The organism is Paenibacillus koleovorans NBRC 103111, assembly GCF_004000845.1.
In the GTDB taxonomy this organism is placed as follows: Bacteria; Bacillota; Bacilli; order Paenibacillales; family NBRC-103111; genus Paenibacillus_AA; species Paenibacillus_AA koleovorans.
Genome location: NZ_BIMA01000004.1, coordinates 109,163 through 123,895, shown reverse-complemented (window position 1 = coordinate 123,895; position 14,733 = coordinate 109,163). Strand labels below are relative to the sequence as shown.

Genomic DNA, 14,733 nt, shown 5'->3' with positions numbered 1-14,733 from the left:
TCATAAACAGTCCGTCGCTTGTTAAAGCGGGGGAGCTTCATGAACACCTTGAATTTACAGAAACAAATCTTTCAGTTTATCGCTTAGCTGCTTCGGTTGCACCCCAGGACACTCCTTCAACACCAGGAAGAGAAAACGCCAGCCACAAAAAAGAAAGTAGAGAAGCTGAAAGAGAAATTCTCCATTGAGGAAGACGTCATTCAATCCGAGCTGGATAAAGGGTATACCCTTAAAGAGGTTGGAGAAGCACTCGATCATCAGCAAGCCACAGGACTGACTTATGAAGAAAGTATTGCAGCCGTTACGTCAGAGTACGTGAACCTGTCTCAAAGCGCTAAGAGCACCATACTGCCACTGGAAAGATTACAAGTACAATAGGGATGGTCTGCTGACCGAGCGTACAGAGAATGGTGTCACTACTCGCTTGTACTATGACGGTGGTTCCGTGATTGCAGAAGGGACGGTAAGTGGAGGAACGGTCACGCTTAAAGCGAGGTACATCCGAGGAAGCGGACTCGTGGCCCGTCAGGATGCGAATGCGGAGAAGAGCTACTACTTGCAAACGGTCACGGTGATGTTTGTAGAGTTGAGGGATTCCACGGGAAATACTCGCTTGACCAGTACACGTATGATATCTGGAAAAATCCGCTGACGGCGACAGAGTATTTGGAGCAACCCTTCCGCTATTCGGGCGAGTATTGGGATAACGCCACTTCGTTGCAGTACCTGCGGGCACGGTGGTATGATCCGAGTATAGCGCGGTTTATGGGTGAGGATACGCATGAGGGGCGGATTAGCAATCCGCTGAGTTTGAATCTTTACACTTATTTGGAGAATAATCCGCTGATCTACAAAGACCCGACTGGTAAGTACAAGGATTCTGACGATGAAACTTTAAGAGAACTCGTTAAGCCATTTGAAGAACGCTCCAATAAAGGTGATAAGACAGCAGAACAGGATGCAGACGCACTTAGAGTTTCATATTACCACCTAAATGGTACTTCATTACCTGATGATGTGAAATATCGAGACAAAGGACTGCCGACTTAACTGAAAAACTGAACCAACTAATGCGCAGTAATTCTGACAACTTCTCCGAACATAGTGGAGATATGGGATGGTTTAGAGAGCAGGTTGGCTACAAGAAGCTATTTGATATTAAAGTTCAACCAGAGTGGTTGTCTACTTATGTCATTTATGAGGGTGAGATTTTTGCGGGAGATGCACGGATAATATATCTTATGGTTACTTGGGTGCAGCAGCAGGCTTTTCAATTGAAGCTCTTAGAGCGGGTGCAGGTTTTGCTCAACAAACGTCAAAAAGCAGCAGTAGACCTAGGTAAAGCGTTTAAAACTATATTCTGGGATTTACCGTCATATTTAATAAAAAAATAATGTAGAGGTGGCATCCCTGAAAAAAACACTCATCATTGGGATAATAACTGTAATAGTAATTGTTTCAGCCATTCTGCTACTGATTAGCAATTATAAAGAAAAACCAAGTATGGAGAGCATTATTCTGAATGAGTTTCAAACACATAAATCACTACTCGATATGATTGCTAGGAAGTCGCTGTTACAAAGTGTCGAGAGCACCATTCATTATGACAAGGATCATTTTGACACAAGCGACAATAACCTTACTGAAATTTTTGCAATTGGATACCTCGCAATCCATACAGGTGATAAAGGATTTGTTTATTTTGTAAGAGATTCTTATTTTGGCTTTACACAGGGATTAGTTTTTTCTGTAGAGGGCGTTGAACCACGAAGTCCGTATTTTACGGAAATAAGACAATTAGACGAAAATTGGTTTCTATTCAAAATGAAGTAATTTGGACGGTTTCTGCCACAATACCGACTAGCCTCGTATTGTGGTTTTCTTTTTCCAACCACCGTAGCTCAGCAGCGCACATTACCACCATGTTAATTCAGTCGAACAGAATTTGCCCCCAGGCCGATTAAAGTGTTGACGGAATCCATAGTGACTGCGAATGCTGGAAAAGATCAGAACCGGCTCTGTTTCTACAGGATTGCATTGTTTTACTTGTTGATATAGAACTGTATCTATTTTGAAGCAAATAAAAAAGAGAGCAGATGTCATCAAAGCTCCTCTCTTCATCGAATGATTGAATAGCCAATGTCGCTATTCTTAAACTTTCCGTCATCGTTTTCTGCCACAAAATAGACTTTTTTGAAGATGGCTTGTCCGTATCTGTTTGTCGCATTCACATCATATAGCAAGATGATTTTGTCATGCTTTTCCCAGTTTGAACAGTAATTTGATTATTATCCTGAGCTGCGAATGTATCAGACAGAATTTGGACTTCAAACTGAAACAATTTTGATTAAAGTTAAGCCTATCTCACTATCGTATCCAATGACATATTCGGATTGAGTCCAGCACCTAGGAGGAACAAAATGACAGATCGAATAATATTGGCGGTTATGTTTGTACTAATTCTAGTAGTTCCGGGACTAATGGGGATATTCTTTCCCGAAATAGACTTTAAGACTACAGCGACAAACACTCTGAAAAAAAAACCATCGAAGGCAGCTCTTAAAAGATACAGAGTAGGTGGCTTTATTACGGTTATTGTTGGCATCGCATTGATCGTTGTGGTATTTGTAGGCGGGTTTAATATCTAAGAATAACAATGTCGAAATGATCTGTTTGAACCACAATACGATTAACCCTCGTATTGTGGTTTTCTTTTTCTTGAGTCGTGCAATGATAATTTGAAAAAAGTGAGCGCTCTGTGCACTTGAGTCGGAATACTGCTTAAAAGATACAACCCACATTTCGTACGTGAAGCTACGCTGAAATCAGATTATTTGAAGGAAAAAGGGGTTATTCCAGATAATGCAAACCGGCGAATCGACAAAAGTCTAGCGCCGCGCCCGATATGGTATAATGAGTACTTGAAGAAAGATCATGAATCCGGCGCCAGAAGCCGGACGGCATAAGGATGGGAGCACCATGGGCGCATCGGAATACATAACGTTTATTGTCGAATATGGTCGGACGGTCAACTATGCCTGGCAGCAAAATCATGTGCCGGTCATTCGCCGGCTGAGGATACGGAACAATGGGGCGGAGAAGCTGGAGCAAGTGACGGTAGCGATTGGGGCCGAGCCGGAGTTCGGCTACGCCTGGAGCCGCACGCTGGAGGAGCTTCCGGCGGGGCAGACGGTCGATCTCGGAGCGATCGACTATCAGCTGTCCGCTCCGTTCCTCGTACAGCTGACGGAGCGGCTGGCCGGCGTGCTGAAGGTCACCGCCAGATCAGGGGGACGTGTTGCCGGCGGCGAGGTGCTGCCGATTGATGTGTTAGCCTTCGACGAATGGAGCGGGCTAGCGGTGCTGCCGGAGATGATTGCGGCGTTCGTGCTGCCGAATCATCCCGAGGTGGCGCCGCTGCTGCGCGAGGCGTCGGATATTCTCGGCGACTGGAGCGGCAGCCCGGCCTTCGACGCCTACCAGAGCCAGAACCCGAATCGGGCGAGAATGCAGGCGGCAGCGATCTACGCGGCGATCCAGAAGCGGCACTTGACCTATTCGGTGGCACCTGCCAGCTTCGAGCTGATCGGGCAGCGAGTCCGACTTCCGGACTCGCTCTTCCGACACCGGATGGGCAACTGCCTCGACCTCAGCTTGTTCTACGCGGCTTGTCTGGAAGCGGTCGGCCTGCATCCGCTGCTCGTCTTCACGGAAGGCCATGCCTTCGCCGGCGTCTGGCTGACCAAGGAGACGTTCGCGGAGAGCGTGCAGGACGACGGCTCGCTGCTCACGAAGCGGCTGGCTCCCGGCGTGCACGAGCTATGCGTCGTGGAAGCGACGGCGCTAGCGGTGAACGCCGATCGCCGGGGTTTGCGCTTTGAGCAAGCGGAGCAGGCGGCCCAGGAACTGCTGCAGGACGAACGCAAGTTCGACTGTTTCGTCGACGTCCGACGGGCTCGCGCCAGCTCGATCCGGCCTTTGCCGCTGCGAGTGTCGACGCCGGAGGGCTGGAAGGTCGAGCCGGATGCAGCGGCGTCAGCTGACTCGCCGGAGAACGGCTTCGGAGGAGACGGGCAGGCTGCTCCGCTTGCGCCCAGCAGTGTCAACGTCCATATGCGGCCGGAAGAAGTGCGTCACATTGCGATGCCGAAGCAGAAGGAATGGGAGCGCAAGCTGCTGGATCTGACGCTGCGCAACGGATTGCTGCATTTCCGCATGACTCGCAGCAGCTTGCCGCTGCTCACGGCGAATTTGAGCGATCTGGAGGATCGGCTGTCGGCGGACGAGGAGTTTCAGCTGCTGCCGCTACCGGCGGACTGGACCGGCTCGCTCCGTGACGCCGACTTGTACCGCCGCGTGAATCGGAACGATCCGGTCGCGGAGCTGGTCAAGCAGGAGTTCGAGCAGCGCCGGCTGCGCGCCGATATGACGGACAAGGAGCTTACCGAGCGGTTAACGCATCTGTACCGGTCGGCGCGAGTGTCGCTCGAGGAAAATGGCGCGAACACGTTATTTTTGGCGCTGGGACTCTTGAAGTGGTACGAGACGAATGTCAGCGAAAAAGCGCGTTATGCGCCGCTAGTCCTGCTGCCTGTGGAGCTGCTGAAGAAGACGTCTAGAACCGGCTATATTTTGCGGCGACGAGAGGACGAAATTCAATTCAACATCACGCTGCTCGAAATGCTGAAGCAGGATTTCGGCATCGAGATCGGCGGGATGGATCCGCTGCCGAAGGACGAGCGAGGCGTCGATCTCTCGCGCATTTTCACGATGGTACGGCATGCGGTTATGAGCAAATCGCGCTGGGATGTGCTCGAGACCGGCTGCCTCGGGCTGTTTTCCTTCAGCCAGTTCGTCATGTGGAACGATATTCGGAGCCGCTCGGGGGAGCTGGCACGGAACAAAGTCGTAGCGAGTTTGATGGCGGGCAGCTTGAGATGGACCCCGGAGCCGCTGTTCCCCTACGGCGACGACCTGGACGCCCAGTACGCGCCTAAGCAATTGGCCGTCCCCGTCAGTGCGGACTCCTCGCAGCTGGCGGCGATCGCCGCGGCAGGGGAGGGCAAGAGCTTCGTGCTGCACGGGCCGCCGGGCACCGGCAAGTCGCAGACGATCACGAACATGATCGCCGGCGCACTGGCGAACGGCAAAACCGTGCTGTTCGTGGCGGAGAAGATGGCCGCTCTTAACGTCGTGCAGCGGAGATTGGCGCAGATCGGGCTGGATCCGTTCTGTCTGGAGCTGCACTCCAACAAGAGCAAGAAGAAGGTGGTGCTCGATCAGCTTCGAATGGCGCTCGAGACGACGAAAACGGCTTCTTCGGAGGAATGGTCGCGGGAAGCGGGCCGGCTCGCACAAGCTAGAGCGGAGCTGAACGAATTCGTCCAGGCGTTGCATTCCAAGGAGCATAGCCATGGGTTGTCCGTTTACGAGGCTTTGACGCGGTTCAACCGGGTGCGGACGATGCCGGATGTCGTGGACATGCCGAGGGCGAAAGTGAAGGATGCGACGCCGGAGCAGCTGCAAGGTTGGCTGGAGCTGGCGCGACAGCTCATTGTCGCGGGTACGGAAGCCGGAGGCGTTCATCGGCATCCGTTGCAGGAGCTGGGCTGCGAGGAGTACTCGCCCAGCCTCAAGAACGAGCTCGAGAGCAAGCTCGCCGCTTATGCGGCGAAGCTGGCGCAGAGCGAGCAGGCGCTGGGGCAAGCCGTCGACGCGCTGCGGCTGGGTGCGCTGCCGGAATGGCCGGCAGCGGGCGGGTTGACGCGGCAACGGACGGCCGCGCTGCAAGAGCTGTTCGCCGCGCTCGCGAGCGTGCCGGACATCCGGGCGGCGCTGGTCCGGATGGACGAGCACGAGTTCGCGGCGGCGGAGCTGAGCCGGCTGGCGCGGCATGGCCGCAGCCGGGACGAGCTGCGCCGCCGAGTGGTGGCGGCGGGCTATGACGCAGCGTCGATCGCCACATTCGACGCCGCAGGAGCGCTCGCCGCATGGCAAGCGGCGGAGCTGCAATGGTTCGCGCCGAAGTGGCTCGGCCAGAACCGCATCGTGAAAAGACTGCGCTCCATGAGCGCTGGACAAGGCACCGGCACCGGTGGAGCAACCGTCGGGAAAGAGCAGGTCGAAGAGCATTTGAACTTGTTCCTGCAATGGAAGCAGGAGGAAGAGACGCTGCGCCAAGCCGAGCAGCAGGCGAGCGCCTGGCTCGGCGAGAAGCTGTGGAATGCCGGCAATGCGGCGGATTGGCAGACGGTAGAGGAGGCGGGAGTGTGGCTCAGCGAGCTGAACCGGATTCTCGCCAGGCTTGCGGTTGACGGTCCGGAGCTAGGCGCTCTTCGTCGCCAGCTGGCGGAGCGGTTTGACGGTGGCCGAGCGGCGTTTCTGACTCAAATCGGGCCGCTGCTGCAAGCTTGCCTCGAGCTGACTCAGCAGGCCGAGGCGCTGCAGAGAGAACTGTTCAGCTTGCTGGGCGTCGACGTCGACGCGTTGGAGCTGCAGGCGGCCTGGAATCTTGAGAGCGGCGGCTGGCACGCGTTCCGCATCGCCAAAGCTGAGATATGGGCATCCAACCTAAACCGCCTACGCGACTGGTGCGCCTACCGGCGAACGCGGACCAAAGCGCTGGAAGCTGGACTCGACATGCTGATCGAGCCTTACGAGGAAGGCCGCCTTGCCGGCGATGAGGCGGTGTCGGCGTTCGAGCGGGCGTTGTACCAAGCTTGCGCAGAATCGATGATCGCGGCGCATCCGCTATTGTACACGTTCTCGAGCAAGCTGTTCGAGGAGACGATCCGCCGATTCGGCGAGCTGAGCGACCGATTCGAGGAGCTCACGCGGCAGGAGATCGCGGCGCGGCTATCGGCGCGAATCCCCCAAGCGGCTGCGGATGCGGCGCAGAGCTCGGAGATGGGCATCCTGCTGCGCGCTATCCGTAGCGGCGGCCGCTCGTTGTCGATCCGCAAGCTGTTTGAGCAGATCCCGAACCTGCTCGGCCGGCTATGCCCCTGCATGCTGATGAGCCCGATCTCGGTCGCGCAGTACCTGGACCCGGCGACACCGCCATTCGATCTTGTCGTGTTCGACGAAGCTTCGCAGATGCCGACCTCGGCGGCGGTAGGCGCGATGGCGCGCGGACAAAGCGTCGTCGTAGTCGGCGATCCGAAGCAGCTGCCGCCGACGAGCTTTTTCTCGAGCGTCAATCAAGATCCGTCCGAGGAGGAATTGGCGACGGAGGATCTGGAGAGCGTGCTGGACGATTGTTTGGCGCTGGGCATGCCGGAGGGGCATCTTCTCTGGCATTACCGCAGCCGTCACGAGAGCTTGATCGCCTTCAGCAACCGGCAATATTACGAGAACAAGCTGCTGACGTTCCCGTCGCCCAGCGAGCTCACCTCGCGAGTTCGCCTCCAGCATGTGAGCGGCACGTACGACCGCGGCCGGACGAAGACGAATCGAGCCGAGGCCGAGGCGGTCGTGGGCGAAATCGCGAGAAGGCTGAGCGATCCGGCGCTGCAGGCGCAAAGCATCGGCGTCGTCACCTTCAACTCGGTGCAGCAAAATCTGATCGAAGACATGCTCGACGAGCTGCTTCGCCGCCGGCCGGAGCTGGAAGCGGCAGCGCTGCAGACGGCGGAGCCGATCTTCGTCAAAAACCTCGAGAACGTACAAGGGGATGAGCGCGACGTCATCCTGTTCTCGATCGGCTACGGCCCCGACTCGAGCGGTAAAGTGTCGATGAACTTCGGCCCGCTCAACCGGGAAGGCGGCTGGCGCCGTCTGAACGTGGCGGTATCCCGAGCGCGGCACGAGATGATTGTGTTCTCGACGCTCAAGGCGGAGCACCTGAGCTCGTCGAGGACCGGTGCGGTTGGCGTAGCGGGGTTGAAGGCTTTTCTCGAGTATGCGGAAAAAGGCCGGCAAGCGCTCGCGATTCAAGGAGGCGACCTAGGCGCAGGGGTGTCTGTAGCGGCTGGAATGGAAGTGCAAATGGCCGATCGGCTTCGCGAGCACGGGTATGTGGTCGATACGCATGTCGGCAGCTCCGGGTACCGCGTCGATCTGGCGATCGTCGATCCGAAGGATTCGACCCGCTACATCCTGGGCGTAGTAACAGACGGCGGTATGTATAGCGGAGCGCGGTCGGCGCGCGACCGCGATGTACTGCGCGACCGCGTGCTGCGGCAGCTTGGCTGGACGCTGCACAAAGTATGGTCGCTCGACTGGTGGGACGATCCCGCTCGCGAGGCGGAGCGGGTCGTGCAGGCGGTGAAGCGGGTGCAGTTGTCCTCCGTTTCGGGGGCAGCGCGGGAGCTGGTTGAAACTTCTGGGGCAGTTGACCAGCCGACCGTCGAAGTATCGAATCGGGAACAGGCTGTCGCCCCTCCACTTGCGGAAAAGCAAGGAGCCGCTGCTGCGGTCTCTCAAGTCAGCCTGAAACCGTCTGCTCCCGTCTCCATGCCGTCTTATCGCATCCATGTTCTCGATCCCGAGAGCGGGCCGGCGGACGCCTTCTTCAGCCCGCGGGAGACACGGCTGATCCGCAGCCAGATCGTCGAGGTCATCGAGGAGGAAGGGCCGATCAGCCGTGCGCTCATTTGCCGACGCGTGCTGCAGGCATGGGGCATCGCCCGGATGGGCGCGAAGCTCGAGCAGCGCTTCGAGGAGCTGTTCGCCGGCGTAGAGTGGATCACGACAATGCATGACGAGCGGATGTATTATTGGCCGCCCGGCATCGATCCGTCCGGCTACGATCAGTTCCGTCCGGCCGAGGATGAGAACGACCGCCGCAGCGCGGAGGACTTGCCGCCGGAAGAAATCGCTGCCGCCGTCCGTTATGTGCTGGCCGGGCAAATTTCGTTGCCGCATGAGGACCTCGTCCGCGAGGTGGCCAAGGCGTTCGGCTACCAGCGCAGCGGCGCCGCCTTGGACCGCGCGATCCGTACGGGTATCGAGCTAGCTGCGGAACGTGGCGTGGCGGCGGTGGATGAGCAGGGTCGGGTTGTTTTGAAGCTGTAACCGGTTTGTGAATAGGCGTCGGATCGAGACTGGAGAGTCTTGGTCCGGCGTTTTTTTGTTGTAAAGGAAACTATAGACGGCGCAGAGCTCTGGATAAAGTATGGCAGGGCTTTTAAATCTGACCCATTTTGCGTATGACCTTCAATGCCCGGGTCCTGTGCTGCAGTGGCGGGTGCATGAAAAGTCCTCTGTACGCTCTAGTCCGATTTTTTCGGACTGCGTGGCAGGAGCGATGGAGGAAACGTGCTCTAGTCCGATTTTTCCCACTTGCAGAGCCGTTTCCGCACTCCCCTTCCGAAAACGTCGCTCCAATTTGGCAAATTCGGACTACGTAGCTTTTCCTGGTGGCGAGGCACGCGGTAGTCCGATTTTTTCGGACTAGGGAGCAAGGGTGCTGGCGCCACGGCGCTCGAAAATCCTCGCATAGAGTGGAGGATAGAGCTCGTTGCGAGAATCCGACGGAAGGGGCCGATCATGGATCGCCTTAGGAGACGGTTTTGCAGAAAAAACGGAACGCCATGAACGAAAGAAGGACTGGAGAGGGCAGGAAGAGGAAGTGGAAAATCCGATGCGGGAGACTGGTTGGGAGGAAATAGGTCATCTGTGTCCGCTCGAGATCGGAAAGGCTTCCAAAACGGGAGCCGTGGAAGGCCGCGTGAGGAATTGTTACTCGAAACCGGCTAATTGTGCTGAAAGGGATGCCTGTGCGCAGAATTGTTACTCGAAACCGGCTAATTGTGCTGAAAGGGACACCTGTGCGCAGAAATGTTACTCGAAACCGGCTAATTGTGCTGAAAGGGACGCCTGTGTGCAGAATTGTTACTCGAAACCGGCTAATTGTGCCCGCCTGCAGTTCGACATCCTGACGGGGGAGGCGCTCGGCTCTGCGAGTTGCAGGGCCAGGCTTGTCTGGGGTTACGGTGGAGTGGCGGTACGGAGTAACGTGTGAAGTTTCGGACCGAAGGTCCCTTTTTACAAAGGGATGGCGTAAGCTTCCCGGAGGGCTCATAGACTGGAATAAGCGCGAAAGGCGTCAAAGTCTGTCCGAATGTGGGCGAGCCGGTAATTTCCTTGGCCGAGAGGAGGGGCGCTTGTGCGTTTCCAATTGACGGAGGAGCAGGAAATGATCCGCGACGCGGTGAGGGCTTTCGCGGAGGGGAATGTGGCGCCCGGTGCGAGCAAGCGAGATGAGGAGGCGCGGTTCGACCGCAAGCTGTTCGGCAAGCTGAGCGAGCTTGGGCTCGCCGGCATCCCTTGGCCGGAGAAGGTCGGTGGCGCGGGAGGCGACTTCGTCGCGATGACCGTCGCCATCGAGGAGCTGGCGAGGGCTTGCGGCTCCACGGGAGCGGTCCTAGCGGCGCATCATGCTTGCTGCGGCGCGCTTGTTCGGCTCAGCGGCGGCTGTGGCGATGACGGCAACGGAGGCGACGCCAATGGCGAACTGTTGCGGCTAGTTCGACAGTTGGCGGTCGGCGACAAGCTTGGATCATGGATCTTGCCGAAGTTCTTGCCGATGCAACCCCGGTTGTCGGCAGCCGACGGCACTACATGGCAGGTGAACTGGAACGAAGCGGATGAAGCCGGTGACAGCTTGGTGCTGAATGGCGGAAGTGACTGCGTAGACTTGGCCGGGGAGGCCGATGTGTATGTCGTCTTTGCCTGGCAAGGGAAGTCCGGATCGCAGCAAGGGAAAAAGCGCAGGAAGAAGCGCTGGGGCGTGTTCGCCGTTGAGCAAGGAGCTTCAGGCTTCGGCCACGGTCCTCCGATCCGCAAGCTCGGCTTGGCTTCCTTCCCGCAAGGTCCGATCCGGCTGGACCAGTGCGAGCAAGCGGCTCTCCCTGCCAGCTCTTCGCAAATCGAGGAAATGGCGCGTTGGACCTCGGCGCTCTCGGACCTCGGCACGGCAGCCGTTGCCGTGGGCATTGCGCAAGCTGCGATGGATGCCGCAGGGAATTATGCGAAGACGCGCAAGCAGTTCGGCAAGGCGATCGGCCAGCAGCAAGGCATCTCGTTCAAGCTGGCGGACATGGCCGTGAAGCTGGATGCCGCCCGGCTGCTCGCCTATCAGGCTGCCTGGAGGGCGGATACCGGACTGCCGTTTGCCGGGGAGGCTGCGATGGCATGCTCCTATGCCGTTCGCGCCGCGCAAGGGATTACGGTCGAGGCGGTGCAGGTGCTCGGCGGCTACGGTTACATAAGGGAATATGGCGTGGAACGGTTGATGAGGGATGCTCGTTGTTTGCAGGCGGAAGAGGGGCCAGGGCTGATCCGTTTAGAAAGCTGGTTGCGATCCCGGCAGGAGTGACGGGAGGAAGGAGGCGGAACGATGAGCGAAAATACGAGTCCAAAAGGGCGTGGTCATACAGGGGGAGCAGGGGGGAAAACGAACAGGGCCGTTATCGTCGGAGGAGCCCGGACGGCGTTCGGCCGGTTCGGCGGCATACACAAGGATCGGAAAGCGGTGGAGCTGGGAGCGGAGGCGATCGGCGGTGCGATCAAGCAGGCCGGAGTGGCGGCTGCAGACATCGACGCGGTGCTCATGGGCATGGTGCTGCAGGCCGGGGCCGGGCAAAATCCGGCGCGCCAGGCGGCTCGGCTGGCCGGCCTTGACTGGACGGTCGCTGCGGATACGATCAACAAGGTGTGCGCCTCCGGCTTGCGCGCCGTTACGATGGCGGATCAGATGATCCGCGCGGGCGACGTCCAGGTGGCGGTGGCCGGCGGTATGGAGAGCATGAGTGGAGCGCCGTATGCGCTGAACCGGCAAGTGCGATGGGGACTGAGGACCGGGGATACGGCGCTCATTGACCTGATGACACTTGACGGGCTGCAATGTGCTTTTGCAAACGTTCCCATGGCGGTCCACGGCAGCCGGGTGGCGAAGGAGTATGGCATCACCCGTGAGGAGCAGGACGAGTGGGCGTTGAGGAGTCATATGCGGGCTTTGACGGCGGCAGCCGAGGGGCGGTTTGCGAAGGAAATCGCCGCAAGTGCAGCCGCAGCTGCAACAGCGGCTGTAGTGTCTGGCGCTAACGGAAGCGGTATGCCGCTCGACGAATGTCCCCGCGCAGACACGGATCTCGCCAAGCTGGCCCGACTGACGCCGCTTTATATGGCGGACGGGACGATTACGGCAGGCAATGCGCCCGGTGTGAACGACGGCGCGGCGGCGCTGATTGTCATGTCTCAAGCGGAGGCGGAGAACCGCTACGGGCCGGACCGGCCATTGGCGCGGATCGAAGGGCATGCGACCGTCGGAGCGGAAGCCCCGTATATTGCGGCTACCCCGGCACTCGCCATTCGCAAGCTGCTGAAGCAAACCGGCCTGGACATCGCCGATATTGCGCGGTTCGAAGTCAACGAAGCGTTCGCAGCGGTCGTACTGACATGCGGCCATATGCTCGAGTGGGATGCGGAAAAAGTGAACGTCAACGGAGGGGCCATCGCTTTGGGCCATCCGATCGGAGCGAGCGGGGCGCGCATCGTCTTGACGCTGATCCGCGAGCTGGAGCGATGCGGTGGCGGATACGGCATAGCGGCGATATGCAGCGGCGGGGCGCAAGGCGACGCGCTCTTGATACGCGTAGATGCTTAGGGGACAGGGGGCGGGTGAGGCGCATGGACATCCGAACGATCCTGGTAATTGGCGCCGGTCAGATGGGAAGCGGCATCGCGCAAACGGCGGCACAGCGCGGACTGACGGTGCTGCTGCATGATCGCGAGCCACAAGCGGTGCGGCATGGTCTGTCTGTAATCCAGGCGGCTCTGGAGCGTTCCATGCAAAAAGGAAAGATAACGGAAGCCGATCAAGCGGCAGCATTAAGCCGCATTCAAGTACTGGAGCAGCTGGAGCCCGATTCGTGTGCGGCGGCGGAGGTGGCGATCGAAGCGGCGGCCGAGAACGTGGCGGTAAAGGCTGCTATTTTCCGCGAGCTGGAGCGGGTTTGTCGACCGGTGGCGATTTTGGCGACGAACACCTCCTCTTTGCCGATTACGGAAATTGCCGCCGCTACATCGACACCTCATCGGGTGATCGGGATGCATTTTATGAACCCGGTGCCGGTGATGCCCTTGGTGGAAGTTATTCGCGGTGCAGCGACCTCCGACGAGGTGTGCGAAATGGTGATGGAGTTGGCTGAACGAATGGGCAAAACGCCCGTGGAAGTGAACGATTTTCCCGGCTTCGTCGCGAACCGGATCTTAATGCCGATGATCAACGAAGCGATTTTCGCGGTATATGAAGGGGTGGCGAAGCCGGAAGCGGTCGATCAGGTGATGAAGCTCGGGATGAACCATCCGATGGGACCGCTTGCGCTCGCCGATCTGATCGGTCTCGATACATGTCTGGCGATCATGGAGACGCTCTATGCGGGCTTCGGCGACTCGAAATACCGGCCCTGCCCGCTGCTGCGCAAATACGTGGCGGCAGGCTGGCTCGGACGGAAATCCGGCAAAGGCTTCTACACGTACGCCGTCCAGCCCTGAGAAAGGAGCGTCGGTCGCGATGGAGCTGCGTTTCACGGACGAACAAGAGGCGATGCGGCGCAAAGCGCGGACGTTCGCCCGGCAAGAGATCGTCCCATGCCTGCCTGATATGGAGCGGGACGATGCGTTTCCCCGCCGGCTCGTCGCGAGAATGGCGGACGAAGGGTTGATGGGCATCCCGATCCCGAAGGAATGGGGAGGGGCGGGCGCGGACTTCGTGTCCTACATCGCGGCCATACACGAGCTATCGAAGGCAAGCGCGACCTTCGGGGTGATCCTGTCGGTGCATACGTCGGTAGGCACGCTGCCGTTGCTGTCGCATGGGACGGAGGAGCAGAAGCGGCAATATGTGCCCCGGCTGGCGGCGGGCGAGTGGCTGGGGGCGTTCGCGCTGACCGAGCCGTCGGCCGGCTCCGACGCCGCATCGATCCGCACGACGGCGACTCGTGAAGGCGACCGTTACATACTGAACGGCTCCAAGGTGTTCATCACCAATTCCGGAGCCGCCGATTTGTATTTGACATTCGCCGTGACAGCATCGGGCAGAGGAGCCCGAGGTATAACCGCAATTCTGCTCGAGCCGGGTATGCCGGGGTTCCGCGTCGGCCGCCCGGAGCGCAAGATGGGACTGCACGGCTCGAACACAGGCGAGCTTCAGCTGGACGGCGTCTCGGTGCCGGCGGCCCAGCGGCTCGGCGAAGAAGGCGCGGGCTTCGCGGTCGCGCTCGGCGCGCTCGACGGCGGGCGCATCGGCATCGCGGCGCAGGCGCTGGGCATCGCCGAGGCGGCTCTAGAGGCGGCCGCCACCCGGCTGCTGCCGGACAGCCGCAACAGCCGCATCGGCGCAGACTGCCCAGGCGGCCTCGGCACGCCCGGCGGCCCCAGCCGCAGCCGCGCCACCGGCGCCGACAGCGCCCGTGCCGGTGCCGTGCTGGCGAAGCTCGCCGCGCTCGCCCAGCAGGTCGAGGCCGCCCGCCTGCTCGTCTATCGCGCCGCCTGCCTGCGCCAAGCGGGCCGTCCCTGCACGCGCGAGGCGTCGACGGCGAAGCTGTTCGCCTCGGATACGGCCGTCGCCGTTACCGGGGAGGCGATCGAGCTGCTCGGGCCGGAGGCGTGGTCGAAGGAGCTGCCGTTCGAGCGGCTGTTCCGCGACGCCAAGGTGACGCAAATCTACGAAGGAACGAATGAGATTCATCGGATCGTAATCGGCAATCACCTGCTGAAGGAGTGAGC

At 59.0% G+C, this 14,733-nt stretch carries 10 protein-coding genes; all 10 read left to right on the top strand.

Annotated elements, in window-relative coordinates; all coding sequences use genetic code 11:
• A partial coding sequence (locus PKO02S_RS32210; RefSeq protein WP_164821263.1) for a hypothetical protein occupies window positions 1-188 on the top strand: 188 nt, incomplete at its 5' end.
• A 478-nt stretch (window positions 189-666) separates the two neighbouring features.
• Window positions 667-1,050 (top strand): RHS repeat-associated core domain-containing protein, encoded by a 384-nt coding sequence (locus tag PKO02S_RS02645; protein WP_246066801.1) that lies wholly within the window; start codon window positions 667-669, stop codon window positions 1,048-1,050.
• Window positions 1,051-1,112: 62 nt separating this feature from the next.
• Entirely contained in the window at window positions 1,113-1,394 is a 282-nt protein-coding gene (locus PKO02S_RS34095) for a hypothetical protein (RefSeq protein ID WP_246066800.1), read from the top strand.
• A 7-nt stretch (window positions 1,395-1,401) separates the two neighbouring features.
• A complete protein-coding gene (locus PKO02S_RS02635; protein WP_127579533.1) occupies window positions 1,402-1,833 on the top strand; it encodes a hypothetical protein in 432 nt (143 codons plus the stop codon).
• A gap of 587 nt (window positions 1,834-2,420) precedes the next feature.
• Window positions 2,421-2,648, top strand: coding sequence for a DUF6199 family natural product biosynthesis protein (locus tag PKO02S_RS02630; RefSeq protein ID WP_127579532.1), 228 nt, complete (start codon window positions 2,421-2,423; stop codon window positions 2,646-2,648).
• 331 nt (window positions 2,649-2,979) lie between these two features.
• Window positions 2,980-9,015, top strand: coding sequence for an anti-phage protein ProA (proA, locus tag PKO02S_RS02625; RefSeq protein ID WP_164821261.1), 6,036 nt, complete (start codon window positions 2,980-2,982; stop codon window positions 9,013-9,015).
• Between the two features lie 1,093 nt (window positions 9,016-10,108).
• Entirely contained in the window at window positions 10,109-11,320 is a 1,212-nt protein-coding gene (locus tag PKO02S_RS02620) for an acyl-CoA dehydrogenase family protein (RefSeq protein WP_127579530.1), read from the top strand.
• Window positions 11,321-11,341: 21 nt separating this feature from the next.
• Window positions 11,342-12,610 carry an acetyl-CoA C-acetyltransferase gene (mmgA, locus tag PKO02S_RS02615; protein ID WP_127579529.1) on the top strand — a complete coding sequence of 423 codons (1,269 nt, stop codon included), beginning with the start codon at window positions 11,342-11,344 and terminating at the stop codon, window positions 12,608-12,610.
• A gap of 23 nt (window positions 12,611-12,633) precedes the next feature.
• Entirely contained in the window at window positions 12,634-13,500 is an 867-nt protein-coding gene (locus tag PKO02S_RS02610; RefSeq protein ID WP_127579528.1) for a 3-hydroxybutyryl-CoA dehydrogenase, read from the top strand.
• A 19-nt stretch (window positions 13,501-13,519) separates the two neighbouring features.
• Window positions 13,520-14,731 carry an acyl-CoA dehydrogenase family protein gene (locus PKO02S_RS02605; protein WP_127579527.1) on the top strand — a complete coding sequence of 404 codons (1,212 nt, stop codon included), beginning with the start codon at window positions 13,520-13,522 and terminating at the stop codon, window positions 14,729-14,731.
• Window positions 14,732-14,733: the final 2 nt, after the last annotated feature.

What these genes read in the sequence shown, in the direction of transcription:
- PKO02S_RS34095 (WP_246066800.1), top strand. Translation starts at nt 1,113, where the DNA reads ATGGGATGGTTTAGAGAGCAGGTTGGCTACAAGAAGCTATTTGATATT.
- PKO02S_RS02630 (WP_127579532.1), top strand. Translation starts at nt 2,421, where the DNA reads ATGACAGATCGAATAATATTGGCGGTTATGTTTGTACTAATTCTAGTA.
- proA (WP_164821261.1), top strand. Translation starts at nt 2,980, where the DNA reads ATGGGCGCATCGGAATACATAACGTTTATTGTCGAATATGGTCGGACG.
- mmgA (WP_127579529.1), top strand. Translation starts at nt 11,342, where the DNA reads ATGAGCGAAAATACGAGTCCAAAAGGGCGTGGTCATACAGGGGGAGCA.
- PKO02S_RS02610 (WP_127579528.1), top strand. Translation starts at nt 12,634, where the DNA reads ATGGACATCCGAACGATCCTGGTAATTGGCGCCGGTCAGATGGGAAGC.
- PKO02S_RS02605 (WP_127579527.1), top strand. Translation starts at nt 13,520, where the DNA reads ATGGAGCTGCGTTTCACGGACGAACAAGAGGCGATGCGGCGCAAAGCG.